Source organism: Rhizobium sp. R634 (assembly GCF_002211305.1).
Classification (GTDB): Bacteria; Pseudomonadota; Alphaproteobacteria; order Rhizobiales; family Rhizobiaceae; genus Rhizobium.
In genome coordinates this window covers 220,602-235,089 of sequence record NZ_LOKW01000003.1, presented here as the reverse complement: position 1 = coordinate 235,089, position 14,488 = coordinate 220,602, and the positions used below count along the sequence as shown (strand labels likewise).

The following is a 14,488-nucleotide window of genomic DNA, read 5'->3' as shown; positions in this document are numbered from 1 at the left end:
CGGCGGGTTCTTCAATTCAAAGGCAGATGCGAGGCTTATTCGCCGCCGCGATTCTTCAGAGCCGCGCCGAGAATGTCGCCGAGCGAAGCGCCGGAGTCGGACGAACCGAACTGAGCGACGGCTTCCTTCTCTTCCGCAATCTCCAGAGCCTTGATGGACAGCATGATCTTGCGGTCCTTCTTGGAGAAGTTGGTGACGCGGGCGTCGACGACCTGGCCGACCGAGAAGCGCTCAGGACGCTGCTCGTCGCGGTCGCGGGCGAGGTCGGCGCGACGGATGAAGGAAGTGATGTCCTCGTGGTTGACGAGCTTCACTTCGATGCCGCCGTCGTTGATCGCGATGACTTCGCACGAAACGACTGCATTCTTGCGCAGGTCGCCGGAAGCAGCAGCTTCACCGACAGAGTCCTTGCCGAGCTGCTTGATGCCGAGCGAGATACGCTCCTTCTCGACATCGACGTCGAGAACGACGGCCTTGACGACGTCACCCTTGTTGAACTCCTCGATGACCTGTTCGCCCGGACGGTTCCAGTCGAGGTCGGAGAGGTGCACCATGCCGTCGACATCGCCGTCGAGGCCGATGAACAGGCCGAATTCGGTCTTGTTCTTGACTTCGCCTTCGACTTCAGTGCCGGCCGGATGGCTGCGGGCGAATGCTGCCCACGGGTTTTCCAGCGTCTGCTTGAGGCCGAGCGAAATACGGCGCTTGGACGGATCGACTTCGAGAACGACGACTTCGACTTCCTGGCTCGTGGACAGGATCTTGCCGGGGTGAACGTTCTTCTTGGTCCAGGACATTTCCGAGATGTGGATCAGGCCTTCGATGCCCGGCTCCAGCTCGACGAACGCACCGTAGTCGGTGATATTCGTGACGGTACCGGAGATCTTCTTGCCTTCCGGATACTTGGCCTGGATGCCATCCCACGGATCGCTCTCGAGCTGCTTCATGCCGAGTGAGATGCGGTGGGTTTCCTGGTTGATGCGGATGATCTGAACCTTGACCTGCTGGCCGATGTTCAGGATTTCCGACGGATGGTTCACACGGCGCCATGCCATGTCGGTGACGTGCAGCAGGCCGTCGATGCCGCCGAGGTCGACGAACGCACCGTAATCGGTGATGTTCTTGACGACGCCGTCGACAACCTGGCCTTCTTCGAGGTTCTGAACGATTTCAGAACGCTGCTCGGCACGAGATTCTTCCAGAACCGTACGGCGCGAAACCACGATGTTGCCGCGGCGCTTGTCCATCTTGAGGATTTCGAAGGGCTGCGGGTTGTGCATGAGCGGAGTGACGTCGCGGATCGGGCGGATATCGACCTGCGAACGCGGCAGGAAGGCGATCGCGCCGTCGAGGTCGACCGTGAAGCCGCCCTTGACCTGGTTGAAGATCACGCCTTCGACGCGCTCGCCGGCTTCGAACTTGGCTTCGAGCTTGATCCAGCTTTCTTCGCGGCGAGCCTTCTCGCGCGACAGAACGGCTTCGCCAAGCGCGTTTTCGATGCGCTCGACATAGACTTCGACTTCATCGCCGACCTTCAGCGAACCGTCCTTGGCGCGCGCGCCGAATTCCTTGAGCGCGATGCGGCCTTCAACCTTGAGGCCGACGTCGACAACGGCGACGTCCTTCTCGATGCCGGTGACGATGCCCTTGGTGACATAGCCTTCGGCCAGGTCGTTCTTGGCAAAGGACTCTTCGAGAAGAGCCGCGAAATCCTCGCGGGAGGGGGTAGCTACTGACATAAAATCTCCTGCGTGTCCTGAAACTGGAGCGGACACGTATGCGCCGGTTGGTTTGCGTTGAACGGGCCTGAACCCAGTCCGCCCTCTTTCACGAAGGCAATCCGGCGCTTGGACGGAATTTCAGGCTGCTGTCTTAAAAGCGACGTGTGGCTCTTGGCACGCAAAATCGCTTGAATTTAGGCATTTCGGCTCAAGACCGCATCGATGATCGATTGCGCAGCTTGAAACGCGGCCTCTATACTCATTTCCGACGTATCAAGCAAGTGCGCATCGACCGCTGGTTTCAAAGGGCTGTCGGCCCGTCCCATGTCGCGTTCGTCGCGTCGCCTGACGTCCTCGAAGATCGCATCGAAATCCGCCGTCGCCCCCTTGCCGAGAATCTCGTCGTAGCGGCGTTTCGCGCGCACCTCCGGCGATGCCGTCACATAGAGTTTCACCGGCGCATCCGGGCATACCACCGTGCCGATATCGCGCCCGTCGAGCACCGTTCCCGGCGTCCTTGCCGCAAAACGGCGCTGCGCTTCGACCAGCGCCCGCCGCACCGCCGGCATGACGGCGATCTTCGAGGCGGCTTCGCCGATCTCGTGCTTGGAAAGCATATCGCGATCCAGGCCGGCCAATTCAACCTCCCGCGCGATCTTTTCGGCCACCGCCTCGTCGTCAAGCGGCAGGCCGGCATCGAGCAGCGCCTTGGCCGTGGCGCGATAGGTCAGGCCGGTATCGAGATGATGGAAGCTGTATTGCTCGGCGATGCGGCGCGACAGCGTTCCCTTGCCGGCCGCCGCCGGTCCGTCGATGGCGATAGTGAAAGTCTTGGGCGTCATGCGGTCAATCCTGGGGCAGGGGCCGTTTCGGCGAACGATCTTCGTTTCGAGCATATGCGGGCCGATTTTCGCCGGCAATGCATATGCCGCCCGCAAGAGGGGCGAATTTACGGGCGGCGGCGGGCCTCGGCGCGGAGATGTGCTTGGCGTAATCCTCTGTAAACGCGTAGCATTCCCTTCGCTGCCTCGTCCTTTTCGGCGATAATCTTCGCCCGCTTCCGCGGCCGCCGCGGCTGGTTACCATAGACGTTGCGGCCGGTCATCCGCCGGCGCGATAAAAGCCTGCGGCGCCGATGATAAAGTTTGGCTTTGACATGGGAAGCCGCAGCGATTAAGGGGACCGGCTTATAAATTCCGATGGAAAGCCGGCTTGAACGGCATTTGCCGAATCTTGCATTCGGCCATTCTCACGAGGCTTATAGTGGCGAAAGCGGAACTTGGAACCAAGCGTACCGATCCGGAAACCGGCAAGAAATTCTACGATCTGAACCGGGATCCGATCGTCTCCCCTTATACCGGCAAGTCCTATCCTCTCTCCTTCTTCGAGGAAACCTCGGCAGCCGCCGACGTTGCCGAGGAAGACGAGGTAGCGGAAGTCGATACCGAAAACACCGAAGTCGAACTGGTTTCGCTGGAAGATGCTGATGACGGCGCGGGCGGCGACGATATCCCCGATATGGGCGACGACGATGTCGAAATCGAAGGCGATGACGACGACACCTTCCTTGAAGCCGACGAAGACGACGATGACGACGACATGAGCGACATCATCGGCGTGACCGGCGACGAAGACGAAGTCTGACGACCGCATTTCGGCCCGGACGATAAAAAATCTCCCGGGCCGATTTTTTAGGCTTGCCATCTGCGAAAACCGCAAGTAATAAGCCGCCACTCCAGAGGAAACGCCCTCCGGAGTATCCCAGGACCGGCTCACGCCGGACCACCCTTGATGGGGCTATAGCTCAGCTGGGAGAGCGCTTGCATGGCATGCAAGAGGTCAGCGGTTCGATCCCGCTTAGCTCCACCAGCCTACGCTCTTCGAGCTTCGGCTCGGCAAGCCGGAAGGCTTGACGCGACGAAGTCGAGAAGAAAGCGGAGGCTGCCGCGCCGAAGTTGCGAAGCAACGTAGGCGGGCTATGATCCTTCCATGAAATACGTCTACATTCTCCAGAGCGCCGAATTTCCGGATCGCTATTACGTCGGCGTCACCAGCGACCTGAAGTCGCGCCTGGCAAAACACAATGCCGGAGAGGTTTCTCACACTTCGAAATATCTCCCTTGGTCTCTCAAGACCTATATCGCTTTCTCGGACGAAGCGCAGGCCTTGGCTTTCGAGAAGTATCTAAAGTCTGCTTCGGGCAGAGCATTCGCGAAGAAAAGACTCTAGCCGCTTCACCACCCAGCACCAAAGGCGATTGCCCAGGACGTCGCCCACCGGGGACGGCTATCCCGTAAGGGCAAGTGTGGTCAGCTCTTCTCACAGGGTAGGGATCGCCGAGACGATAGCGCCTACGTCGAGGCCACATCCACACCACCGCCATCACTCCTTCTGCGCTTCACCCTCCTGCACCGACACCCCGGCGGCCTCCATCCCCGCAAAGAACCGCTCCTGATCCTCCACCCGCGCCAGTCGCTTGATCACTTCGCGCCTGACGTTGGGGATCAATGCGGGTGCCTTACTGTTAATCCAATCGAGCTGTTCCTCCGCCTCCTGCGTTTTCCCACGGGCGCCGAGGATGGAGAGCAGGACCAGGCGATGCATCGGATTGTAATTGAGGTCCGACATGCGCGACCATAGTTCCGCGGCCTGCGTATCGCCCCGCATGTAGGCGCAGAGCGCCATCCCGACCTCGTAATAGCCGCGAGGCCCGGCATTCTTGCCGACGGCCTCCGAAATCAGCGTGCAGCCCTTATCCCACTCTCCCGACATCGACAGGCGCAGGCCATATTCGCCTGCCACCTCGGTATCATTCGGATTGCTGGCATAGGCGGCAGCGCCGGCAACGAGCGCGCTAGCCGGATCATCGCTGAAAAACTGGGCAAGCATCAGCGCCTGAAGAGCGCGCGCATTCTTCGGGTCGAGGCGCACGGCGCGTTCGGCAAGCTCCTTTGCGACGCCGAGTGTTGCGGCCGTCGATTTCAGCTGAAGCTGGTATGAAAAGCGGAACTCGTCGAGATGAACCAACGAAAGCAGGGCGACGATATTCGAATCGGCCGGCGCTTTTTCCACGGCCTGCTGCAGGCAGGATTTCGCCACTGCCTGGGCCTGTACGGTCATTTCGCTGCGGTAGCTGTAGTAGGACAGGATGCATGAGAAAGCATCGGCCTCGCCGGCGATCGTGGCGGTATCGCTCTGGAATATGACGCCGAACGGGCGCGCGACCGCAGTCGCGATATCGCCGGCAAGGATTGCTTGCGTTTTCGGCGTGCCCTGCACCGTCATGTCGGCATCATAATTGCTGGCCCAAATCACCGCCGCATCCGACCGCCGTACGAGCCTTGCCGTCGAGTGCAGCTTGCTGCCCTCGAGCCTCACGCTTCCCTGGAGAGCGTAAAGCGCTTCCGGCGAAGCTTCGCCGTTTTTGTTCCGCGGCATCGCGGTCACGACGACAATGTCGTCGAAGCGGACCAGCTTTTCGATGATTTCATCGGTCATGACGCGGGAGATGTCGGATCCAAGCCTTCCCCCGGAGCCGCTTTCGAAACGCTCGACGATGATGGTGGGGCGATGGTCGGCTGCCGATGCCGTCTCGCGTTCCAGGCCCGGCGATCTCATCTGCTGAAACAGGATGGCCGCCGCGGCGACGATAATCACCGCACCTGCGGCGAGCAGCCGATATCGCGGCCGCGGCAAGCGCCGGTTCATTTTGTCCCGGCCGACCGGATCCTCCGCCACTTCGGCCCGTTCGGCGTCATCTCCTGGCGATCCCGACCGATCGGACTGATCGAGCGGCAGCATGTCCATGGGTTCGGCGCCCCTGACCGCTTCGAAGACGGGCGCGTAGCCGCCTTTGGGAATTGTGATGACGATCCGGTCGGCGCTGCCGTCTGTCAGGTAATAATGTTCGAGCTCCCGTCGCAGCCGGCCTGCTTCGATACGGACGCATGGATCCTGTTGGGCATCGAAGTTCGCATCCCTGCCGAAAACGGCCTGTGCGATGGTAAAGGCTTTCAGGTAGTCACGGCGGCCTGCAAGCGTTTCCGTAACGACGAATTCAAGAAATCTTCTTGCCCGTTCGGGAAGGCGAAACTCCCGGCTCGAAAGAATGCGCTCGAGCTGCTGCTGCACCTCTTCCTGCGAAGGGGCCTGCCTATCAATGCTTGCACTTTGCATCGGTTTCCCCCGGATTCCGATTGCGGACAAGCCGCTGCACGCTATCCCACCATAGTCTCGGCTTGGCGTGGCGGCAATGCCGCCCAAGGAATTGCCTCATCGACCTTAAACAAATCCGGCCAATCGAATAAGCGGCGCAAGTCACAACTTGCGGAACGCTGGCGTAGGATACCGTATTCTACCAGAGAGGACATGTATCTTACTGCCCTAGTCTCACGGCTCGCTCTATCATTCCTCTGTATTATGGAGGAAGCTGCGATGACGTCACCTGAGACCTCTACTCCCCATTCCATGACCAGCGCGGAGGAATTGCGCAAACGTGCTCTGGAGCTTCAGCTCCTCGAGATGGAGCGCAGCGAAAAGATCAAGGCGCGCGAAGCAAAGAAACACGCGGATTTCGTCGAGGACTTTTTCCGCAAGCAGATCGGTGAAACGGAACGCACCGTCATCAAGCGGCTGGTCATGAAGGCGGCCGCGGACGGCAAATACGAAGCGCTGATCTACAGCTTTCCATCGAGTTTCTGCACGGATAGCGGCCGGGCCATCAACAACGGTCTGCCCGGATGGCAGAAGACGCTGCAGGGAAAGGCAAAGGAACTTCTCGAACTCTTCGAGGAGGTTGCCAAACCGCAGGGTTATGGGCTGAAGGCTATGATCATCAACTTCCCGGAAGGCATGCCCGGGGACGTAGGCTTCTTCCTCACCTGGGAGCCGCCTGTCGATTGACCGACAGAAGCGGGAACGAAGGAATATCACCGTGAAAGCGACCGAGATCGAGCGCAAGTTCCTCGTGCGCAACGATAGCTGGCGCGATTGCGCCGGCATCTCACAGGTGTTGCAGCAAGCTTACCTGTCGCACGATGAAAACCCCGTGCGTGTCCGTTTGATCGATGGCCGGTCCGCCTGCCTGACGATCAAATTCCGCACTGCGGGGCTCGCCAAAGACGAATATGAATACGAGATTCCTGTCGAGGAGGCACGGGACCTGCTTCTTCATGCGACCGGTCATGTCATTGAAAAGACTCGCTACCGCGTCCTCCATGACGGCAGAAACTGGGATGTCGACGTCTTTGCCGGAGCCTATGAGGGATTGACGCTCGCCGAGATCGAGATGGCAAGCGAAGACGATCGGCCCGACCTGCCGCAATGGCTCGGGCGTGAAGTCACGGGCATCAAACGCTACTCCAATCGCGCCATGGCCGCTGCCCTGTGCGAGCCGAATGAGGCGCGAATGGCTGGAGCAATTCCGGGAAAAGTCTGAACGGCTTTCCGTCTGGAACGGTCCAGCGCTTTCGCAAGATACCGAACCGTCCCAATATCCTATTCGCTGACGATGGTCCAATTGGCGTCCGGGTTGAATTCCTTGATCGCGGCGGCGCGCTGTTCCGTCTGCGGTCCGAGATCACGCTGGTAGATCACGCTCATCCCGTTGACGATAAATGTCTGCACGCCGGTGACCCGGTATGTGACCGGCCAGGCAATGAGCGCAAAACCGCCGGTCATGTAACCGTTGACGATATAGCTTTGCTTGCCGCCCAGCACATTGTCGCCCTGGGCGGTCAGGATGCGATAGCGATATCCGAAATAACCTTCGCCGCGCTTGGCGGCGCCGAAGGCGGCCGTCTCGACCAGGCCGCTTGCCGGGCTTTCCTCGGGATAGACATTGGGATCCCAGTAGAGACCGTCCAGCTTGCCCGGGCTGCTGATCAATCTTTTTGCGAACTCGTAAATGCCGTCGCCATCGCGATCGGCGGAAACATAGTCATACTGCGCCGCCACATATTCATGCATGGTGTCGATCGTCGCGAGTTCGTTTTCGCCGATTCGGCGATTGACGATCTCCTCGAGGCCGCGTTGCGTATCGAAGGACCATTTGCCGTCCTTGTTCTCCGTCAACGGAAACGGCAGCGGCCAGAGCCGATCGCCGATCAACACGATCTTTGCCCCTTCGGCGTCTTTCAGGCTCATCCGGCGCCCGGCGCCCTCTCGGATCAGGCCATAAGCGATCATTGCCTCGTTGCTGGCGCGCAGCCTGTCCGCATTCAGGCCGAGCACGTCAGCGAGATCCCCGATATTATCGGAGCCGAGCACCGATTTCAGCCGATCGAGCGCCGCAGCCGGGCTGTCGAACTGCGGTGAAGGCGTTGCCGCCTTGTATTCGGCGAGATCCGTCTGTCGTCCTTGCGAGAGCGCCGGCGTTGCTTGCGCCGCGCAGAGCGCTGTGGAGAGCAGGAGCGGGATTACGATTGATTGAGGTCTCATGACGTAACTCCATGGGCTCGTAATGGGTGTCATCGCCGTCCCCTGCCGCCACCGCCACCGCCGCGGCCGCCGCCGCCGCGCGACGGCATCGGGCGCGAGTGATGAACGGGGCGCGCTGACTGGCGGTGAGCGCCCATGCTTTGCGCCCCTCGTTTCGAAGCGACGGCCTGCTGGCGGCCGGATTGAACATTGCCGAGCGCGCTTGGCTGGCGTCCGCGATTGTCGGGCCTGGCGGCCATCTGCGGTTTGCTGGGTCTGTTGGCGGATTTCTGCGTCGGTTTAGCCGGGCGATTGGCGGATTTTTGCGGACGATTTTCCGGCCGGGACACGTTCTGGCGATTGGCGGCCGTCGGCTTGTTCGCCTGCGGTTTGGCCTTCAGCCCCTGCACCGTTCCTTTTCTGATATCGTCCGCGCGCGCCGCCGTGCCGCGATTGCCCGGCCTCTGCGCCGCCTTCATGTCCGCAGCCTTGTTGCGCAGCTGATTGCGATTGTCGGCTTGAAGCCCCGACTTGATCGCCGACCGGTCCAGCTTGGCAAGCTGATCCTTGCCGATGCTGAGCTTGCTGCGGTCGACATTTGCCCAGTCGACGTCATTCCACTTCATTTTTCCGTTGAAGTTGCGATTGTTCAGGCAATTGTTGCAATCGATGTCGATATCGCCATCCCAGCGACCGCCCCACACGCCCCAGTCGTCCCAATTGACGATGGCCGCCCAGGTGAGCCCGGTGACCGCAGCGGCAAAGAACCCCGCGCCCGGATAGTAATAGTTGTCGTAATAGTCCGGATAATAGGAGATCGGCTCTGCGGCGTAGTCCGGCTCATAGAGCATTTCCGGCGGATATTGCGGGATATAGATCTTCTCGGGATCGGTCGGCCGGATGATGACGTTGTCGTTTTCGGTGACGACGGTCACCTTGTCATCCGTCTTGATGATGTTTTTCGCCACCGCCTCGTCGCGAAGCTGCTGAATGGCGATCAAGACGTCCTTCTGCTGGTTGGCGAGCGCATCGGCGAGCGACTGGGTCCAATCGAGATCCTCGCTCATCATCTTGACAATGTCAGGGTAGTTGAGCAGCGAAACGACGCTGCCGTCCCAATCGCTTTTGGGCTTGAGATCGGCGTTTTTCTTTTTCGCGTCCAGAAAACGCTGGGCTTCGATGATCTGCAGGGGAAAGAGCGATGCTGCCGAAATTGCAGCCACCAGCTCGTCCGGATAGAGCGCGATCCGCGCCACCAGCACCTCGAGTTCATCTTCCGAAAGAAGGGTCGCCGCAGCTTGTTCTGTGCCCGTTTGGGCAGGCGCGGCAGCCGGGGCGGGAGCCTGCGCTCGCGTGGGAAAGGCCGGCTGCAGCGCGATGATCGCCAGAGCCGACAATCCACCCAGCAGTTTGCGGGACATTGCTTTCATCGCACGTCGACCTCCCCTGATTCAGTTGCATGACGGATGTGTTCACGGAGACTTGGGACCGGCGGCAGGCGACCGCCGGAGCATCACGATTTTCGATTGCGATATCGCCTCCCGCATCTCTTTCAACAGCGCCTCGACCAGGCCCGCATATTCCAGCCGCCGCGCCTCCCGTACCGGGAGAGGCAATTGCTCGACATGCGCCAAAGCCTCGGCTGCGGCAGCAAGATCCTCGCACATGCTGCGAAATGCCTCGCTGACATAGAAAAGGCGCTGCACCAGCCGCGCCTGGTCGGAAAAATAAGCCTCGGCCGTCTCAAGGGCGGACAAATAAGTCGATGTGCCTTCTCCCGACGCCATTTCCGCCCCCGCCGCCGAACTGCGCTAAGCAGATGAGAGAAATTATATAACAGTCGAACCGGCTGCAGACGTAAAATACGCGATCTTACGATGCGGTTCGCTGATCTCGCATCTCTCCCCGCCGCACAGGCAATTTCATCCGTCGGATCATCGGCGAACGCCTCGATAGAGATTACGCGATGCTACGGGCCTTTGCACCGAAACGGGCCTACTATTCCATTCTCGCTTGCGATCAATGGCTCGGCTGGATCAAGCCGGAAGGAGAGGGGTCGTGTTTCTCGACTATTTTGCCTTGGGTGTGCTGGTGTTCGTCGTCGTCACGCTCTTCTATGCGGTGATTGCCATTCACGACATTCCGCATCTGATGGCCAAGGCGCGCAATCACCCTCATCAGGACGCCATCCATGTTGCCGGATGGGTCAGTCTCTTCACGCTGCATGCGATCTGGCCGTTCCTGTTCATCTGGGCAACGATTTACCGAGAAGACCGCGGCTGGGGCATCCGGCAGGACGGAAAGCTGTCGGCGGAAGCGGAGGCGAATGCGGAAATTGCCCGTCTCCACGCCAGGATCGCCGAGCTCGAGGCGCAAACCTCGGAGCCGCAGAGGGAGAACGCCTGATGGATCTGCTTCTCATCCTGACCTATGCCGCGATCTGCTGGACGATCTTCAAGATATTCAGGATTCCGGTGAACCAGTGGACGCTCGCGACGGCCGTCCTCGGCGGCATATTCCTGATCTCCGCCCTCCTGCTTCTGATGAGCTACAATCACCCCTATTCGAGCGACGGGCGCATCTATTTCACCTCGGCTCCAGTTATTCCCGTTGTCGGAGGCCAGGTCGTCGAGGTTCCGGTGACGCCGAACGTGCCGTTGAAGAAGGGCGACATCCTCTTTCGCATCGATCCTCGCCCATACCAGTTTTCGGTTGATCAAAAGAAAGCCGCGCTCGCCGAAGCCGAGCAGACAGTGCTGCAATTGAAAGCGGCGGTGGACGCTGCCAATTCGGCGGTCACGGGCGCCGAAGCCTCGAGGGACAGGTCCTTGCAGGCCTTTGAAAAATTCCAGCAGTCGAACGAGAATGCGAAGTCGAGCGGTCGGGGTGCGGTCTTTTCCGAACTCGAGGTCGAAAACCGGCGCGGCATCTATCTGACCGCAGAGGCTGCGGTCGATACGGCGCGCGCGCAAGCGGTGCAGGCAAAGCTTGCGTATGAATCCGAAATCAATGGAACGAACCCGACGGTTGCGCGGCTGCAGGCGGAATTGAAGAATGCCGAATACGAGCTCGACCAGACGGTCGTACGCGCACCGACCGACGGCTATGTCACGCAGGTCTTTCTTCGTCCCGGCATGATGGCCAATCCGCTTCCGCTGCGGCCGGTCATGGTCTTCATCGACAGCCAGGACCGCATGCTGGCGGCCGCCTTCATCCAGAACTCGCTGCAGCGCGTGCGCGTCGGCGACGAGGCGGAGGTTTCCTTCAAAGCCGTGCCCGGCAAGATATTCAAGGCCCGGGTGCAGGAAGTCATCGATGTGATGGCCCAGGGCCAGCTGCAGCCGAGCGGTGCACTGATCGACCCGCAATCGCCCGAGCGCCTGGCTGCCGGGCAAACGCTGGCTCGGATCGAGCTGCTCGAAAATACCGACGAATATCAGCTGCCGGGCGGCGTGGTCGCGGACGTCGCAGTGTACACGCACCATTGGCACCACGTCGCCATTCTCCGCAAGGTCCTGCTGCGCATGAGCAGCTGGATGAATTACGTGTTCCTCGAGCACTGAAACGGATGCCGCTCCTGGAGCCGTCGTCGATGCGATCTGGGCGAGGGTGGGCACAAGGGCGACAGGGCAAGGGATAGGGACCAGCCGTGATAGGAAGTCTTCCGATGTTGCGGGGCCTTGCCGGCTTCAACAGAGACTGGCTCCGCAGTGACATTCCGGCCGGGCTGTCGATCGCCGCCGTCGGCTTGCCGAGCGCCATCGCCTATCCCGCCATCGCCGGCCTGCCACCGGAAACGGGCATCTATGCCAGCATCGTCGCGCCGATCGCCTATGCGATCTTCGGTCCCTCCCGGCTTCTGGTCGTCGGCCCCGATGCCGCGACCATGACTGTGCTGGCGGCCGCCATGGGCGCCATCATCGCAGCCGAACCCGCTGGCGCGGACGCCAATAGGGTCGCCATCGCCGCCGCCCTTGCCCTCGGCGTCGGCATCTTCTGCATCGCGGCAAAATTGCTGAGGCTCGGCGTTCTCGCAAGCTTCCTGTCCCGTCCCATCCTCGTCGGATTTTTTGCCGGCGTGTCGCTGTCGATCCTCGTCGGACAAATCGGCCGTTTCACAGGGGTGAAGATCGAATCGGACGGATTGATCCCGCCGCTCGCCGAGATGCTCGCCAAGAGCGGCCTGATTCACTGGCCTTCGCTCGTCCTCGGCCTCGCCATGTTCATGCTGTTATGGATTGTCCGGGTCTTTCGCTTCAGAATTCCAGGCCCTGTTCTGGTGGTCGTCCTCTCGGTCGTTCTTTCCGCGGTCTTTGACTTCGAGGGCCGGGGCATCGCCGTTGTCGGCGACATTCCGAGCGGACTGCCGAGCCTGTCCCTGCCCGCATTGCATCAGATGCCTCTCGACAAGATCGTGCTCGGTTCGGCCGCGATCTTCCTCGTCAGCTTCGGCGCCGGGATCGTTGCGGCCAGAAGCTTCGGATCGCGGACCGGCGAGGAAGTGGATGCCAATCAGGAGCTGGTCGGGCTTGGTGCCGCCAATATCGCACCCGGCCTTTTCGGTTCGTTTCCCGTCAGCGTCTCGGATTCGCGAACCGCGATCAACCTGGCGACGGGTGGCGTTTCGCAACTCGCCGGCCTGGTTTCGGCCGCGACCCTGATTGCCGCACTCGTCTTCCTTCAAAGCGCGCTGCGGATCCTCCCGATCCCGGCACTTGCCGCAATTCTCGCAACGGCGGCGATCAGCCTCATCGACGTTCACGAATTGAAAAAGATCTGGCGCATCAGCCGCATGGAATTCATTTTCGCGCTGATCGCCATGTGGGGCGCGATCAGCTTCGGCGTTCTCAACGGCGTCGTCGTCGCGGTTGCTGCAACCCTTGTCTATCTCTTGCGTCGGACGATGTTTCCCCGCGACGGCCTTCTCGGTCGCATCGAAGGACGGCCCGGTTTCTTCGAGCTCGCGCGCTTTCCGGAGGCTCGCCCCATCGAGGGCGCGGCCGTCTTCACGATCCAGGGCAGCATTCTGTTTTACAACGCCGATTATGTGCGCTTGCGGCTGACCTCGGTCGCAAAGGAGCTTCCCGCCGACACCAGATGCCTCGTGCTCGATGCCGGCGCCGTCACCCATATCGACAGCACCGGCGCTGCTGCGCTCGACGCCGTGGCGAAGGTTCTGGCCAAACGGAATATCGTCTTCGCGGTGGCCGATCTCGGCGAGCAAAGCCGCGGCATTCTCGAGCGTGCGGGCGTCGTCAAGGAGATCGGTCCCGATAATTTTTTCAACGGCAGAGAAGAGGCGCTGAGAACGCTGACCGGAAATGCCGGCGAGGCCGGCGATGCCGCTTCGGCGAGCCATGCACTTTAGGCAAACGGGAGGGAGAAAGATGGACGAGAATTACGAGCCGAGACAAACGGATGGAGAGGCCCGCGTCGCCAAGGATAAGAAGAAAAAGAAATGGGATTACGACAAGGAAATCGGGCGGCTGCAGGTGGAGTTGGCCCATCTGCAGGCTTGGGTCAAGAAGGCGGGCGCCAGGGTCGTTATCATCTTCGAGGGACGAGATGCCGCCGGCAAAGGCGGCATGATCAAGCGTATAACCGAAAGGGTCAGCCCGCGCGTCTTTCGCGTCGTGGCGCTGCCGGCGCCCACGGACCGCGAGAAATCCCAGATCTACATGCAGCGTTATATCGCGCATCTGCCGGCCGCCGGTGAAATCGTCATCTTCGACCGCAGCTGGTACAACCGCGCCGGCGTCGACCGCGTCATGGGGTTCAGCAGCGAAAAGAAGGCGCAGCGTTTCCTCGAACTGGCGCCCCGCTTCGAGGCCGCGATCGTCGAAAGCGGCGTCATTCTGCTGAAATACTTCCTGACCGTCAGCGAGGAAGAACAGGAACGCCGTTTCCGGCGCCGGATCGACGACCCGGTACGCCAGTGGAAGCTCAGCCCGATGGACGTCGAATCCTACCAGCGCTGGTGGGACTACACGCGCGCCTATGACGAGATGCTGCGGATGACCGACAGTAAGCACGCGCCGTGGTGGATCGTGCCCTCGGATGACAAGAAACGCGCCCGGGTCAACTGCATCTCGCACATCCTGCAGTCCATTCCCTACGAGCGCGTGAAATTCGAAGCGCCGGATCTCGGAAAACGCCAGAAGCGGCCGGCCGACTTCATGGAAGACCGCAGCGTCCGTCACGTCGTGCCGGACGCGACGTCGTAAGGCGACCTCGGCCTGAGGCAATTCCAGCAAAGCGCGAAGCGCTTTTGCCGGAAATTGCGTCAAGACAAAGGTTAGGGCGGTTCTGCGTTTTCCTGAAAAGCTGAACCGCTCTGGAATGAGGCGGAC

Annotated in this window: 14 protein-coding genes and 1 tRNA gene; 9 read left to right on the top strand and 6 right to left on the bottom strand. The window is 60.7% G+C overall.

The genetic code is table 11. From position 1 onward, the window contains the following. Positions 1-35: 35 nt before the first annotated feature. Positions 36-1,739 (bottom strand): 30S ribosomal protein S1, encoded by a 1,704-nt coding sequence (gene rpsA / locus ATY77_RS06835; protein WP_088676369.1) that lies wholly within the window; start codon positions 1,737-1,739, stop codon positions 36-38. A gap of 176 nt (positions 1,740-1,915) precedes the next feature. Beyond that, positions 1,916-2,563, bottom strand: a complete 648-nt coding sequence (gene cmk / locus ATY77_RS06830; RefSeq protein WP_088686702.1) for a (d)CMP kinase — start codon at positions 2,561-2,563, stop codon at positions 1,916-1,918. 421 nt (positions 2,564-2,984) lie between these two features. Here cmk and ATY77_RS06825 point away from each other — a divergent pair, with 421 nt between their 5' ends. From ATY77_RS06825 to ATY77_RS06815, 3 genes are all read left to right on the top strand, one after another. Beyond that, on the top strand, positions 2,985-3,365 hold the full coding sequence (locus ATY77_RS06825) for a TIGR02300 family protein (protein WP_088676939.1): 381 nt from the start codon (positions 2,985-2,987) through the stop codon (positions 3,363-3,365). A 149-nt stretch (positions 3,366-3,514) separates the two neighbouring features. Next, positions 3,515-3,590 (top strand) — tRNA-Ala (locus tag ATY77_RS06820). Positions 3,591-3,710: 120 nt separating this feature from the next. Further along, on the top strand, positions 3,711-3,950 hold the full coding sequence (locus ATY77_RS06815) for a GIY-YIG nuclease family protein (protein ID WP_088686662.1): 240 nt from the start codon (positions 3,711-3,713) through the stop codon (positions 3,948-3,950). Between the two features lie 153 nt (positions 3,951-4,103). Here ATY77_RS06815 and ATY77_RS06810 read toward each other — a convergent pair whose 3' ends face one another. Next, positions 4,104-5,897: a hypothetical protein gene (locus ATY77_RS06810; RefSeq protein WP_088686661.1), complete on the bottom strand. Its 1,794-nt coding sequence runs from the start codon at positions 5,895-5,897 to the stop codon at positions 4,104-4,106. 258 nt (positions 5,898-6,155) lie between these two features. On the opposite strand from ATY77_RS06810, the gene ATY77_RS06805 reads away from it, so the two are divergent. Then, on the top strand, positions 6,156-6,623 hold the full coding sequence (locus ATY77_RS06805; RefSeq protein ID WP_088676372.1) for a hypothetical protein: 468 nt from the start codon (positions 6,156-6,158) through the stop codon (positions 6,621-6,623). 31 nt (positions 6,624-6,654) lie between these two features. Further along, complete coding sequence (locus ATY77_RS06800; protein ID WP_088686660.1) at positions 6,655-7,158, top strand: CYTH domain-containing protein; 504 nt, start codon at positions 6,655-6,657, stop codon at positions 7,156-7,158. Positions 7,159-7,217: 59 nt separating this feature from the next. On the opposite strand, the gene ATY77_RS06795 is transcribed toward ATY77_RS06800, so the two are convergent. The 3 genes from ATY77_RS06795 to ATY77_RS06785 are packed head-to-tail and all read right to left on the bottom strand — an operon-like array spanning position 7,218 to position 9,925. Further along, a complete protein-coding gene (locus tag ATY77_RS06795) occupies positions 7,218-8,159 on the bottom strand; it encodes a DUF2950 family protein (protein ID WP_088686659.1) in 942 nt (313 codons plus the stop codon). A gap of 29 nt (positions 8,160-8,188) precedes the next feature. Beyond that, positions 8,189-9,568, bottom strand: a complete 1,380-nt coding sequence (locus ATY77_RS06790; RefSeq protein WP_088686658.1) for a DUF3300 domain-containing protein — start codon at positions 9,566-9,568, stop codon at positions 8,189-8,191. A 42-nt stretch (positions 9,569-9,610) separates the two neighbouring features. Beyond that, entirely contained in the window at positions 9,611-9,925 is a 315-nt protein-coding gene (locus ATY77_RS06785) for a hypothetical protein (RefSeq protein WP_088676376.1), read from the bottom strand. Positions 9,926-10,196: 271 nt separating this feature from the next. Here ATY77_RS06785 and ATY77_RS06780 point away from each other — a divergent pair, with 271 nt between their 5' ends. The 4 genes from ATY77_RS06780 (at position 10,197) to ppk2 (ending at position 14,362) form a co-directional block, all read left to right on the top strand. After that, the gene (locus ATY77_RS06780) at positions 10,197-10,544 is read left to right on the top strand and encodes a DUF3302 domain-containing protein (RefSeq protein WP_088676377.1); all 348 of its coding nucleotides are present in this window, start codon (positions 10,197-10,199) and stop codon (positions 10,542-10,544) included. Then, on the top strand, positions 10,544-11,701 hold the full coding sequence (locus ATY77_RS06775) for an HlyD family secretion protein (RefSeq protein ID WP_088686657.1): 1,158 nt from the start codon (positions 10,544-10,546) through the stop codon (positions 11,699-11,701). The genes ATY77_RS06780 and ATY77_RS06775 overlap by 1 nt, the downstream gene beginning before the upstream one ends. 104 nt (positions 11,702-11,805) lie before the next feature. Beyond that, positions 11,806-13,506: a SulP family inorganic anion transporter gene (locus tag ATY77_RS06770; RefSeq protein ID WP_245314300.1), complete on the top strand. Its 1,701-nt coding sequence runs from the start codon at positions 11,806-11,808 to the stop codon at positions 13,504-13,506. Between the two features lie 19 nt (positions 13,507-13,525). After that, positions 13,526-14,362 carry a polyphosphate kinase 2 gene (ppk2, locus tag ATY77_RS06765; protein WP_088686655.1) on the top strand — a complete coding sequence of 279 codons (837 nt, stop codon included), beginning with the start codon at positions 13,526-13,528 and terminating at the stop codon, positions 14,360-14,362. The last annotated feature ends 126 nt before the right edge of the window (positions 14,363-14,488 follow it).

What these genes read in the sequence shown, in the direction of transcription:
- rpsA (WP_088676369.1), bottom strand. Translation starts at nt 1,739, where the DNA reads ATGTCAGTAGCTACCCCCTCCCGCGAGGATTTCGCGGCTCTTCTCGAA.
- cmk (WP_088686702.1), bottom strand. Translation starts at nt 2,563, where the DNA reads ATGACGCCCAAGACTTTCACTATCGCCATCGACGGACCGGCGGCGGCC.
- ATY77_RS06815 (WP_088686662.1), top strand. Translation starts at nt 3,711, where the DNA reads ATGAAATACGTCTACATTCTCCAGAGCGCCGAATTTCCGGATCGCTAT.
- ATY77_RS06810 (WP_088686661.1), bottom strand. Translation starts at nt 5,897, where the DNA reads ATGCAAAGTGCAAGCATTGATAGGCAGGCCCCTTCGCAGGAAGAGGTG.
- ATY77_RS06805 (WP_088676372.1), top strand. Translation starts at nt 6,156, where the DNA reads ATGACGTCACCTGAGACCTCTACTCCCCATTCCATGACCAGCGCGGAG.
- ATY77_RS06795 (WP_088686659.1), bottom strand. Translation starts at nt 8,159, where the DNA reads ATGAGACCTCAATCAATCGTAATCCCGCTCCTGCTCTCCACAGCGCTC.
- ATY77_RS06790 (WP_088686658.1), bottom strand. Translation starts at nt 9,568, where the DNA reads ATGAAAGCAATGTCCCGCAAACTGCTGGGTGGATTGTCGGCTCTGGCG.
- ATY77_RS06785 (WP_088676376.1), bottom strand. Translation starts at nt 9,925, where the DNA reads ATGGCGTCGGGAGAAGGCACATCGACTTATTTGTCCGCCCTTGAGACG.
- ATY77_RS06775 (WP_088686657.1), top strand. Translation starts at nt 10,544, where the DNA reads ATGGATCTGCTTCTCATCCTGACCTATGCCGCGATCTGCTGGACGATC.
- ATY77_RS06770 (WP_245314300.1), top strand. Translation starts at nt 11,806, where the DNA reads ATGTTGCGGGGCCTTGCCGGCTTCAACAGAGACTGGCTCCGCAGTGAC.
- ppk2 (WP_088686655.1), top strand. Translation starts at nt 13,526, where the DNA reads ATGGACGAGAATTACGAGCCGAGACAAACGGATGGAGAGGCCCGCGTC.